This is a genomic window from Massilia sp. Root351, assembly GCF_001425045.1.
In the GTDB taxonomy this organism is placed as follows: Bacteria; Pseudomonadota; Gammaproteobacteria; order Burkholderiales; family Burkholderiaceae_D; genus Rugamonas.
On the sequence record NZ_LMDJ01000023.1, the window covers coordinates 546,559 to 558,449 of the forward strand.

The 11,891-nt window shown below is 63.6% G+C and carries 9 protein-coding genes and 3 tRNA genes; 3 read left to right on the forward strand and 9 right to left on the reverse strand.

What is annotated here, in order from left to right; translation table 11 throughout:
* Positions 1-121: 121 nt before the first annotated feature.
* Positions 122-1,642 (forward strand): bifunctional ADP-dependent NAD(P)H-hydrate dehydratase/NAD(P)H-hydrate epimerase, encoded by a 1,521-nt coding sequence (locus ASD15_RS19425; protein ID WP_057156646.1) that lies wholly within the window; start codon positions 122-124, stop codon positions 1,640-1,642.
* Between the two features lie 10 nt (positions 1,643-1,652).
* Here ASD15_RS19425 and ASD15_RS19430 read toward each other — a convergent pair whose 3' ends face one another.
* On the reverse strand, positions 1,653-2,354 hold the full coding sequence (locus tag ASD15_RS19430; RefSeq protein WP_057156647.1) for an ABC transporter ATP-binding protein: 702 nt from the start codon (positions 2,352-2,354) through the stop codon (positions 1,653-1,655).
* 49 nt (positions 2,355-2,403) lie between these two features.
* On the opposite strand from ASD15_RS19430, the gene ASD15_RS19435 reads away from it, so the two are divergent.
* Positions 2,404-3,048, forward strand: coding sequence for an arylesterase (locus tag ASD15_RS19435; protein WP_057156785.1), 645 nt, complete (start codon positions 2,404-2,406; stop codon positions 3,046-3,048).
* A complete protein-coding gene (gene mnmH / locus ASD15_RS19440; RefSeq protein WP_057156648.1) occupies positions 3,045-4,100 on the forward strand; it encodes a tRNA 2-selenouridine(34) synthase MnmH in 1,056 nt (351 codons plus the stop codon). The genes ASD15_RS19435 and mnmH overlap by 4 nt, the downstream gene beginning before the upstream one ends.
* Positions 4,101-4,251: 151 nt before the next feature.
* Here the strand turns inward: mnmH and ASD15_RS19445 are convergent, their stop codons facing one another.
* From ASD15_RS19445 to clpP, 8 genes are all read right to left on the reverse strand, one after another.
* Positions 4,252-6,171, reverse strand: coding sequence for a SurA N-terminal domain-containing protein (locus ASD15_RS19445; protein ID WP_082551960.1), 1,920 nt, complete (start codon positions 6,169-6,171; stop codon positions 4,252-4,254).
* A gap of 149 nt (positions 6,172-6,320) precedes the next feature.
* Positions 6,321-6,397 (reverse strand) — tRNA-Asp (locus ASD15_RS19450).
* Between the two features lie 24 nt (positions 6,398-6,421).
* Positions 6,422-6,498: transfer RNA gene (locus tag ASD15_RS19455), tRNA-Asp, on the reverse strand.
* A 48-nt stretch (positions 6,499-6,546) separates the two neighbouring features.
* Positions 6,547-6,622, reverse strand: a tRNA-Val gene (locus ASD15_RS19460).
* 53 nt (positions 6,623-6,675) lie between these two features.
* Entirely contained in the window at positions 6,676-6,963 is a 288-nt protein-coding gene (locus ASD15_RS19465) for an HU family DNA-binding protein (RefSeq protein ID WP_307188286.1), read from the reverse strand.
* Between the two features lie 177 nt (positions 6,964-7,140).
* Positions 7,141-9,552, reverse strand: a complete 2,412-nt coding sequence (lon, locus tag ASD15_RS19470) for an endopeptidase La (RefSeq protein WP_057156649.1) — start codon at positions 9,550-9,552, stop codon at positions 7,141-7,143.
* Positions 9,553-9,815: 263 nt separating this feature from the next.
* On the reverse strand, positions 9,816-11,084 hold the full coding sequence (gene clpX / locus ASD15_RS19475; RefSeq protein ID WP_057156650.1) for an ATP-dependent Clp protease ATP-binding subunit ClpX: 1,269 nt from the start codon (positions 11,082-11,084) through the stop codon (positions 9,816-9,818).
* Between the two features lie 170 nt (positions 11,085-11,254).
* Complete coding sequence (clpP, locus tag ASD15_RS19480; protein ID WP_057156787.1) at positions 11,255-11,872, reverse strand: ATP-dependent Clp endopeptidase proteolytic subunit ClpP; 618 nt, start codon at positions 11,870-11,872, stop codon at positions 11,255-11,257.
* Positions 11,873-11,891: the final 19 nt, after the last annotated feature.

An 11,891-nucleotide genomic window follows, 5' to 3' on the forward strand; every position in this document is an offset into this window, starting at 1 on the left:
GAAGCGCTTATTGTAGTGTGCATGGCAAGGCTTGGGTGTTCGATATGGACGCAATGCGGTGGCAGTTCAGCAATGCACGCTGGATGCTAGAATGACATCATCTCCACTGCCATGGCCAGCCATGAATCCCCTCTACACTGTCGCCGAGATCCGCCTGATTGAGCACACCGCCGCGCAGCGCCTGCCGGCGGGCGCACTGATGCAACGGGCCGGCCAGGCCGGGGCCAACGCCGCGCTGGACCTGCTGCCATTTTCCACCAGCCGCGCGCGCGTGCTGGTGCTGGCCGGACCCGGCAACAATGGCGGCGACGCGCTCGAAACGGCGGCCCACCTGGCTTACGCCGGCGCCCAGGTCAGCATCCTGCATTTCGACGGCGCCGCATCGGCTATGCCGGCCGCCACTTCGCCTGAGCGCGAACACGCGCTGCAACGCGCGCGCACCAGTGCCGCCGTATTCGAGGAGCTGGGCCTGGAGGCGATCGCCAGCATAGAGTGGAACCTGGTGGTCGACGGCCTGTTCGGCATAGGCCTGAAGCGCCCGCTGGAAGGGCATCTGCGCGCGCTGGTGGCCGCCGTCAACGGCCTGTCCTGCTCGCGCCTGGCGCTGGACGTGCCGAGCGGCCTGGATGCCGACACCGGTGCCATCGTCGGCCCCAACGGGGTAGCGCTGCGCGCCACGCACACCGTCACCTTCATAGGCGACAAGCCCGGCCTGCACACCTGCGAAGGCCGCGACCATGCCGGCCTGGTGCAGGTTTCGCGCCTGGACCTGGACGCCTCGCTGTTCCAGCCTTCGCGCCAGCACCTGAACGACGTCAAGTTCTTCGTGCGCCACGCGCGTGCCCGGCGCCACAACACGCACAAGGGCAGCTACGGCAACGTGGCGGTGCTGGGCGGCGCGCACGGCATGGCCGGCGCGCCCATCCTGGCCGCGCGCGCCGCGCTGCTCACCGGCGCCGGCCGCGTCTACGCCTGCTTCGCCGACCACGCGCCCGCCTACGACAGCGCCCACCCCGAACTGATGTGCCGCCAGGCCGGCGACTTCGACTTCGACAGCGCCGTGGTGGTGGCCGGCCCCGGCCTCGGCACGGCGCGCGCCGCGCACGGCCTGCTGGCGCGCGCCATCGCCAGCGCCAGTCCCGCCGTGCTGGACGCGGACGCGCTCAACCTGCTGGCGGCCGACCCGGCCCTGCAGAACGCGCTGGCCGAGCGCGCGGGCGCCACGCTGCTCACGCCGCACCCGCTGGAGGCGGCGCGCCTGCTGGGCATTTCAGTTTCAGAAGTGCAGGCCGACCGTCCCTCGGCCGCGCGCCAGCTGGCCGCGCGCATGCAGGCGGTGGTGGTGCTGAAGGGCTCCGGCACGGTGCTGGCCGAGCCGCAGGGCCAGACGGTCATCAACACCACCGGCAATCCCGCGCTGGCCACGGCGGGCACCGGCGACGTGCTGGCGGGCCTGTGCGGCAGCCTGCTGGCGCAAGGGTGGCCGGTATGGGAAGCGGCGCTGGCGGCGGTGTGGCTGCACGGCATGGCGGCGGACGTGCTGGTCACCGAGGGCGCCGGGCCGATCGGCCTGAGCGCCGGCGAACTGATACCGGCCATCCGCACGGCGCTGAACCGCATGGTCCAGCACCACGGGCGCTGATGGCGCTGAGCTAGACGATGCGCCCGGCGGCGATGGTGATGACGCGCCCGCAGCGGGCGGCGATGGACGGGTCGTGCGTCACCAGCACCAGGGTGGAGCCGTGCTCGCGGTTCAGTTCGAACATCAGCTGGATCACCGCTTCGCCTGTGGCCGCGTCCAGCGAACCGGTCGGCTCGTCGGCAAACAGCAGCGGCGGCTCGCCGACAAACGCGCGCGCCAGCGCCACGCGCTGCTGTTCGCCGCCGGACAAATACTTGGGATAATGCTTCAGGCGGCTGGACAGTCCCACCCGGCCCAGCATGGCCTCGGCCTTGGCGCGGGCGCTGGCGTCGCCGGCCAGCTCCAGCGGCAGCATCACGTTCTCCAGCGCCGTCAGGTGCGCCAGCAGCTGGAAGGACTGGAACACAAAACCCAGCTTGGCCTTGCGCACGGCGGCGCGGCCATCCTCGTCCAGCGCGTAGATATTGCTGCCGTCCAGGTGCACGCTGCCGGTGCTGGGCGAGTCCAGCCCGGCCAGCAGGCCCAGCAAGGTGGACTTGCCGGAGCCCGACGCACCAACGATGGCAAGCGTCTCGGCCTTTTGCACGGTAAAATCCACGCTGTGCAGGATGGTCAGCTCGCCGCTGGCATCGGCCACGCGTTTGCTCAGGCCCGCCACCACGATGGCCGCCTGGCCGGCCGCGCTGGCCGGCACAGTGCCGCTGTCCAGCATGGATGGCGAATCCGGAATGAAATTGCTGGACGCTTTAGGGAATTCAGGCATGGTCTTCTTGAAAAAATTACGTCAGGTTCTGTGGCTGCCGGTGGTGGCGCTGTGCTTGTTGAGCGCCGCCGCAAGCGCCTATTCTGCACCAAAAACCGTGCTGGTGCTGGGCGACAGCCTGTCAGCCGAGTACGGCCTGGCGCGCGGCGCAGGCTGGGTGTCGCTGCTCGAGCAGAAACTGCAGGCGCAGAAAATCGACGCGCGCATCGTCAACGCCAGCGTCAGCGGCGAGACCACCAGCGGCGGCCGCACCCGCCTGCCGGCGCTGCTGAGCAAGCACCAGCCGTCCATCGTGGTCATCGAACTGGGCGCCAACGACGGCCTGCGCGGCCTGCCGGTGGCCGCCGCCGAAGCCAATCTGCGCGCCATGGTCGCGCAGGCGCGTGGCGCCGGCGCCCAGGTGCTGCTGGTGGGGATGCGCATGCCGCCCAACTACGGCCGCGACTACGCCGACAAATTCTTCGCCATGTTCGGCGCGCTCAGCAAGGAAGTGAAAGCGCCGCTGGCGCCCTTCATGCTTGACGGCGTGGCCGACAAGACCGAACTGTTCCAGCCGGACCGCCTGCACCCGCTGGCAGCCGCGCATCCCATCATCCTCGGCAACATCTGGCCGCACCTGCAGCCTCTCCTGAAAGCAAAATGAAATATCCCGAAATCCTGCGCTTTGCCGACATCGCCGGCCGCCTCGGCGAATTCGATGCCATCATCGACGCGCGCAGCCCGTCCGAATACGCCCTCGACCACCTGCCCGGCGCCATCAACTGCCCGGTGCTCAACGACGAGGAGCGCATCCAGGTGGGCACCACCTACAAGCAAGTCAATTCTTTCGAGGCGCGCAAGATGGGCGCCGCCATGGTTGCCCGCAACATCAGCGCCCACATCGACGCGCTGTGGCTGGACAAGCCGCGCGACTGGCGGCCGCTGGTCTACTGCTGGCGCGGCGGCAACCGCAGCGGCTCGCTGGCCCACATCATGGCCAAGATCGGCTGGCCGGTGGTGCAGCTCGACGGCGGCTACAAGGACTTCCGCCAGTTCGTCAGCAGCGCGCTGGAGCACCCGCCGGCGCTGGACTTCCGCGTGGTGTGCGGCACCACCGGCAGCGCCAAGAGCCGGCTGTTGCAGGCGCTGGAATCGATCGGCGCGCAAGTGCTGGACCTGGAACAGCTGGCGGCGCACCGCGGCTCCGTGCTGGGCGGCCTGCCCAGCCAGCCGCAGCCGACGCAGAAAGCCTTCGAGACGGCCATCTGGCAGCGCCTGCAAGGCTTCGACCCGGCGCTGCCGGTCTTCGTCGAATCGGAAAGCAAGAAAGTCGGCGCGCTGCGCGTGCCGGGCGCGCTGATGGAGCAGATCCGCGCCGCGCGCTGCATCGCGCTGCAACTGTCGCGCCCGCACCGCGTGCAGCTGCTGATGGAAGACTACGCCCACTACACGCAGGACGCCGGCCCGCTCAACGAGCAGCTGGGCTACCTGGCCTCGCTGCACGGCAATGATAAGATCCGCAACTGGCAAGGCCTGGCCAGCGAAGGCCGCATGGCCGAGCTGGTGGACGCGCTGCTGGCCGAGCACTACGACCCTGCCTACACGCGCTCCATCGACCGCAACTTCCCCCGCATCGCCGACGCCGAAGTAGTGGCGCTGCCGGGCATCGCCCCCGCCGACCTGCTCGCCGCCGCCCGCCAGCTCCACCCCGCCTGAGCCGCCCCGCTACGGCTTGCCGTAAACCAAAATGGGGTCAGGGTTAATTATTCTTGCAATATTAACCCTGACCCCATTTTGCCGCGCGGATCAATTTTACGTCAGGAAATGAAAAATGCCGCCCGGGGGCGGCATTTGTGCTGGCGGTGTGTTACTTGGCTTCGTCGGTCTTGGCCGGCGCTGCCGTGGCCAGGATCTTGACCTTGGACTTCTGCTTGAGCGCTTCGACATAGGCCGCCATTTCCTGCTCGGCGACGATGCCGGTGATCTGCTCTTCCTCGGCCTTGCGGCGTGCCGCGTCCTGCGTGGCCGGCTGCTGCACTTTGCCGATGCGGTACACGCCGTAGCCTGCGCCCGGCACTTCCACGCCCACGTAGGCCGGCAGCTTGCTGGCGTCGGCCTTCATGACTTCAGCCAGCACTTGCGGGCTCAGGCCCTTGCCTTCGCTGCGCGACACCAGCTGCGCCGGGCCGAAGCCTTCCGCGCTGCCGGCTGCCTTGGCGGCGGCCATCTTGGCCTCGCCTTCCTTGCGCGCCAGCTTGACCGCTTCTTCGGCCGTCACGCGCTGGCGGATGGCGGCGTCGACTTCGGCCAGCGGGCGCTTGGCCGCTGGCTTGAATTCGACGATGCGGCCCGCCACCAGGGTGCTCGGCGCCACTTCAACCGCTTCCGTGTTGCGCTTGTTCTTCAGCGAATCGGCCGAGAACAGCGCGGTCAGGAACTTGGCGTGGTTGAACGGCGCGGCGCCCAGGGCCGGCGATGGATTGCGGGTCACATGCTCGGCCGTTTCCACTTTCAGCTTCAGCTTGTCGGCCACCGGTTTGAGGCTGTCGGACTGCTCGTACACGGTGTTGGTGAACGCTTCGGCCATTTCCGAGTACTGCTTGCCGGCCTTCTGCTTCTTCAGGTCGGCGGCGATGGTGTCTTTCACTTCGTCCAGCGGCTTGGTGGTCGATGGCTTCAGTGACGTGATAGTGACCACGTGGTAGCCGAACTCGGTCTCGATCGGACCGGCGATCTCGCCCTGCTTCATGCTGAAGGCCTTGTCTTCCAGCGCCTTCGGCAGCGAACCTTTTTCCAGTTCGTTCAGGTCGCCGCCCTGCTCTGCCGACGACGGATCCTGCGACTTGGCCTTGGCGATCCGGGCGAAGTCCGCCGGGTTCTTCTGCACCTCGGCCAGGATGGCTTCAGCCTTGGCCTTGGCCGCTGCCTTGTCGGCGGCGCTGGCGTCCTTGCCCACGGTGACCAGGATGTGGCTGGCGCGGCGCGACTCGGCGCTGGCAAAGCGGGCCTTGTTGGCTTCGTAGTAGGCGGCGACTTCGGCGTCGCTCACGCTGACCTGCTCGGCCACGGCGGCGGCGCTGAACACCACGTATTCGATCTTGGCCTGCTCGGGCACTTCAAACAGCTTGCTGTTCTTGTCGTAGAACGCTTTCACCATCTCGTCGCTGACTTTGACTTGCGGCAGGAATTGCGCGGCCGGGAACAGCTGCTCCTGCACTTCGCGCTCCTGGGCGCCGAAATCGGAAATCTGCTTGGCCACGGCGCGCGGCACGATGCCGGTGCCTTGCACGGCGCCGCCGAGCTGCTGCAGCGCCATGTCGCGGCGCAGCTGCGCTTCGTAGCCGGCCGGCGACAGGCCTTGGGCGCCCAGCAGCGCCTTGTAGCGCTCCATGTCGAAGCTGCCGTCATCCTTGCGCAGGCCCGGCGTGTCCAGGATCTGCTTCTGCAGCACGGCGTCGGCCACGGTCAGGTGGCTGCGGACCATCTCGGCGGCGACCGCGCGGTCGGCCACCAGGCGCTCCAGCACGTTCTGCTTGAACTCGGGGGTGTCGAACAGCTTCTGGTCGAACTGGGCGCCCATACGCTGGCGGAAGCTGTCGAGCTGGTTGCGCTGCGCGGCTTCCCATTCCTGCCGGGTGATGGACTGGTCGCCGACCTTGGCCACGACATTGGCCTCGTCGCCGGTATTGTTGTAGCCGGCCACGCCGACGAACACAAACGACGGCACGATCAGGATCGCCAGTAAAATCTGCATCAGCTTTTGATGCGTGCGTATAAATTCAAACATGGTCCGCCATTCTGAGGAGAGGAAATATTCCGTCGCGATTTTACAGCGCCGCGCCGCTCTATAGCAAGGCGCAGTTTTGAGAAAACGGCAAGCATGCCAAAAATGAAAAAGCCCCTGCAACTTCGCAGCTGCAGGGGCTTTCATGTTCTTGGCGGAGCGGACGGGACTCGAACCCGCGACCCCCGGCGTGACAGGCCGGTATTCTAACCAACTGAACTACCGCTCCTGGTCAGGATTTGTTTGCATTTGCTGGCGGAGCGGACGGGACTCGAACCCGCGACCCCCGGCGTGACAGGCCGGTATTCTAACCAACTGAACTACCGCTCCAGCAAAAACAGGTACAGCATCACTGTTAGTACAACTTCACGGCTAGACTGGTGGGCGCTGAGAGGCTCGAACTCCCGACCTAAGCCTTGTAAGGGCTCCGCTCTACCAACTGAGCTAAGCGCCCAATCAAACCGGCTCGGCAAGTTTCAAGCTAGCTTGGCAACTCACCGAAGTCCGTTAGTTTACAGCATCCTTCAAAGCTTTGCCAGCTTTAAATTTAGGAACTTTGGCTGCATCGATCACGATTTCTTCTTTCGTGCGCGGATTGCGGCCGGTACGGGCGGCGCGTTCGCTCACGGAGAAAGTGCCGAAGCCGACCAGGGTGACGCTGTCGTTCTTGGCCAGAGTGGTAGTTACGCCATCGATCACCGCATCCAGTGCGCGCGCAGCAGCCGCTTTCGAGATGTCAGCGGAAGTGGCAATATGGTCGATCAATTCAGTCTTGTTCACAAGCTTCCCCGTCACAAAGGTTTATATCGTTTATACCGTTTTTATACGGCAGAGAAAATCTCAGGCCGTATTAAACAAGCCGTTGCAACCTTGTGTCAAGGGAAACACAGTACAAAACTACAGTAAAAATTGAAACAGGCGCCATTTCGGCGCCTGTTTATGGTCAAACGGACAATTTATGCAAGCCGGGGCTTAGTGTTTGACCACTTCGCCCTGGCCGTCCACCTTGGCTGCCGCCGCGGCCACCGCCTCTACCGGAGGGGTTTCCACGATGGCCTCAGGCTGGCGCTCCAGTGCGATTTCCAGCACCTTGTCGATCCAGCGCACCGGCACGATTTCCAGCTTGTTCTTCACGTTGTCCGGAATTTCAGCCAGGTCCTTGACGTTCTGCTCGGGGATCAGCACCGTCTTGATGCCGCCGCGATGCGCCGCCAGCAGCTTCTCTTTCAGACCGCCGATCGGCAGCACTTCGCCGCGCAGCGTGATCTCGCCCGTCATCGCCACGTCGGCGCGCACCGGGATACCCGTAAACACGGAAACCAGGGCGGTCGTCATCGCGATACCGGCCGAAGGACCGTCCTTCGGCGTGGCGCCTTCCGGCACGTGGATGTGGATGTCGCTCTTCTCGAACACTTCGGGCTTGATGCCCAGCCGCGCCGAACGGCTGCGCACCACGGTGCGCGCCGCCTCGATCGATTCCTTCATCACGTCGCCCAGGGTGCCGGTGCGGATCACGTTGCCCTTGCCCGGCATGGTCACGGCTTCGATGGTCAGCAGATCGCCGCCCACCTCGGTCCATGCCAGACCGACCACCTGGCCAACCTGGTTCTCCTTCTCGGCCACGCCGAAGTCGTAGCGGCGCACGCCCAGGAACTTGTCCAGGTTTTTCGGCGTCACGGCGACCTTCTTCTCGGTCTTCTTCAGCAGCAGCATCTTGACCACCTTGCGGCAGATCTTCGACACTTCCCGTTCCAGCGAACGCACGCCGGCTTCGCGGGTGTAGTAGCGGATGATGTCGCGCAGCGCCGCTTCCGATACCGAGATCTCTTCTTCCTTCAGACCGTTGTTCTTGATCTGCTTGGGCAGCAGGTAGCGCTGCGAGATATTGGTCTTCTCGTCTTCCGTGTAACCCGACAGGCGGATCACTTCCATGCGGTCCAGCAGGGCCGGCGGAATGTTGTACGAGTTCGAGGTCGCCACGAACATCACATCGGACAGGTCGAAGTCCACTTCGATGTAGTGGTCCGAGAACGTGTGGTTCTGTTCAGGGTCCAGCACCTCCAGCAGGGCCGACGACGGATCGCCGCGGAAGTCCGCGCCCATCTTGTCGATCTCGTCCAGCAGGAACAGCGGATTGCGCACGCCGACCTTGGCCAGCGACTGCAGCACCTTGCCCGGCATGGAGCCGATGTAGGTACGGCGGTGGCCGCGGATCTCGGCTTCGTCGCGCACGCCGCCCAGCGCCATGCGCACGAACTTACGGTTCGTGGCGCGGGCGATCGACTGGCCCAGCGAGGTCTTGCCCACGCCCGGTGGCCCGACGAAGCACAGGATAGGCGCCTTCAGCTTGTCGACGCGCTGCTGCACCGCGAGGTACTCCAGGATGCGTTCCTTGACCTTGTCCAGGCCATAGTGGTCGCCTTCCAGCACTTTCTCGGCGTTCGCCAGGTCGTTGTTGACCTTGGATTTTTTCTTCCACGGCAGGCCGACCAGGGTGTCGATGTAGTTGCGCACCACGGTCGCTTCGGCCGACATCGGCGACATCAGCTTGAGCTTTTTCAGCTCGGCGTTGGCCTTGTCCAGCGCCTCTTTCGGCATCTTGGCGGCGGCCACTTTCTTTTCCAGCTCGTCCAGGTCGGCGCCGTCCTCGCCCTCGCCCAGCTCTTTCTGGATCGCCTTGACCTGCTCATTCAGGTAGTACTCGCGCTGCGACTTCTCCATCTGGCGCTTGACGCGGCCACGGATGCGCTTTTCCACCTGCAGGATGTCGAGCTCGCCTTCCAGCTGGCCGAGCAGGTGCTCCAGGCGCTTGGCGACGTTGAAGATCTCCAGGATGACTTGCTTCTGCTCGAGCTTGAGGGGCAGGTGCGCGGCCACGGTGTCGGCCAGGCGGCCGGCGTCGTCGATGCCGGACAGCGAAGCCAGGATCTCGGGCGGGATTTTCTTGTTCAGTTTGACGTACTGGTCGAACTGCTGGACGATGGCGCGGCGCATCGCTTCGATTTCCGAATCGTCGCCAATCTCGGAATCGAGCGGGGTCAGATCGGCCACGAAGTGCGTCGGCGCGTCGGTGATTTTGCGGATACGGGCGCGCTGGGCGCCCTCGACCAGCACCTTGACGGTGCCGTCCGGCAGTTTCAGCATCTGCAGGATGTTAGCCACGCAACCGATTTCATAGATGTCGGAGGCGGAAGGTTCGTCCTTGGCGGCAGCTTTCTGGGCAGCGAGCATGATGCTCTTGCCCTGCTCCATCGCGGCTTCCAGCGCCTTGATCGACTTGGGGCGACCTACAAACAGCGGTATCACCATATGCGGGAAAACTACAACGTCCCGCAGCGGCAATAACGGCAGTTGAGTTTGCTCAGTTAATTTGGAAGTTGTCATGGCGTACCTTATGTGAAAGCGTGTTGCAGATATTGGCGCAAAGATGCCAAATCACAAGACCCGGCAGATAATATTTCTTTCAAATAATGCTCGGAAATACTGCCGTGCTATAAAAATATGCAGAATTCAAATAAAAAAGCCACGCGCGACGCAGGCATCGCGTGTGGCTTTCCGAATGAAGCCTGCATTCTTTTATTGATTTAAATTGTACCGCCTTGCCCCATGGATGCAAAACGAATTTTGCGCATGTGTGCAGTCGTTATTTAATTTTCACCAGAAGCTTTTGGGCTTTCCTGATAAATCAGCAATGGCTTGGCGCCGCTGGTGATCGTATTTTCATCAATCACCACTTTGCTCACATTCTGCTCATTCGGCAGCTCGTACATCACGTCGAGCAGCGCATGTTCCAGGATGGAGCGCAGGCCGCGCGCGCCGGTCTTGCGGGCCAGCGCCTTCTTGGCGATGGCGTGCAAGGCGGCCGGGCGGATTTCCAGTTCCGAGCCTTCCATGTCCAGCAGCTTGGAATACTGCTTGACCAGCGCGTTCTTCGGCTCCACCAGGATCTGGATCAGCGCCTCTTCGGTCAGTTCGGCCAGCGTGGCCACCACCGGCAGACGGCCCACCAGTTCGGGGATCAGGCCGAACTTGATCAGGTCTTCCGGTTCCGCTTCCATCAGGATCTCGGAGGCAGCGCGCTGCTCCTTGCTCTTGACGGTGGCCGAGAAGCCGATGCCGCTCTTCTCCGAACGGTTGGAGATGATCTTGGCCAGGCCGTCGAAGGCGCCGCCGCAGATGAACATGATGTTGGTGGTGTCGATCTGCACGAAGTCCTGGTTCGGATGCTTGCGCCCGCCCTGCGGCGGCACCGAGGCCATGGTGCCTTCGATCAGTTTCAGCAGCGCCTGCTGCACGCCCTCGCCCGACACGTCGCGGGTGATGGACGGGTTGTCCGACTTGCGCGAGATCTTGTCGATCTCGTCGATGTAGACGATGCCGCGCTGGGCTTTTTCCACATCGTAGTTGCAGCTCTGCAGCAGCTTCTGGATGATGTTCTCGACGTCTTCGCCCACGTAGCCGGCCTCGGTCAAGGTGGTGGCGTCGGCGATCACGAATGGCACGTTGAGCATGCGGGCCAGGGTCTGGGCCAGCAGGGTCTTGCCGGAGCCGGTCGGGCCGACCAGCAGGATGTTGCTCTTGGCCAGCTCGATGTCATCCTTCTTGCCCAAGTGCTTCAGCCGCTTGTAGTGGTTGTACACGGCCACCGACAGGATGCGCTTGGCGGTCTGCTGGCCGATGACGTACTGGTCCAGCAGTTCCTTGATTTCGTGCGGGGTCGGCAGGTCCGACTTGGCGCCGGTGACCGACTCGATGCTCGACGTCTCGTCACGGATGATGTCGTTGCACAAGTCGATGCACTCGTCGCAGATGAAGACGGACGGACCGGCGATCAGCTTCTTGACCTCGTGCTGGCTCTTGCCGCAGAACGAGCAGTAGAGGAGTTTTTCGCCGCTGGAGGATTTTTTCTCGGACATGGGACTTGTTTAAGTAGTTGCAAGATTGGTGCTGCGTACACCTTGCAGGTTTTGCCCTGGGCAAAACGTGCGACAGCGTACATAGCACATGCTACCTGAAATAAAAAAGAAACGCCCGGAACGTTGTAGCGTCCGGGCGTCTTTTTTCAGTTCTCAGCGCTGAGGACGCATTAGCCGCGGCTGGTCAACACTTTGTCGATCAGGCCGTATTCGGTGGCCTCTTCGGCGGACAGGAAACGATCGCGGTCGGTATCCTTGGCGATCTGCTCCACCGTCTGGCCGGTGCGTTCGGCCATGATCGAGTTCAGGCGATGGCGCAGGTACAGGATTTCCTTGGCCTGGATTTCGATGTCCGACGCCATGCCCTGCGAGCCGCCCGAAGGCTGGTGAATCATGATGCGCGAGTTCGGCAGCGAGAAGCGCTTGCCCTTCGCGCCCGCCGCCAGCAGGAAAGCGCCCATCGACGCTGCCATGCCGGTGCACAGGGTGGAGACGTCCGGCTTGATAAACTGCATCGTGTCGAAAATCGCCAGGCCGGCCGAAACCGAACCACCAGGAGAGTTGATGTAGAGCGAGATATCCTTGTCCGGATTTTCGCTCTCCAGGAACAGCAGCTGGGCCACGATCAGATTGGCCATCTGGTCATTGACGGGGCCCACCATGAAGATCACACGCTCCTTCAACAGGCGCGAATAGATGTCATAGGAGCGCTCGCCACGGCCGCTTTGTTCAATCACCATCGGCACCAGGCCGAGCATTTCAGTGTCGAGTGCCGGATTACGGTTCATCATGCATTGTTCCTTGTGA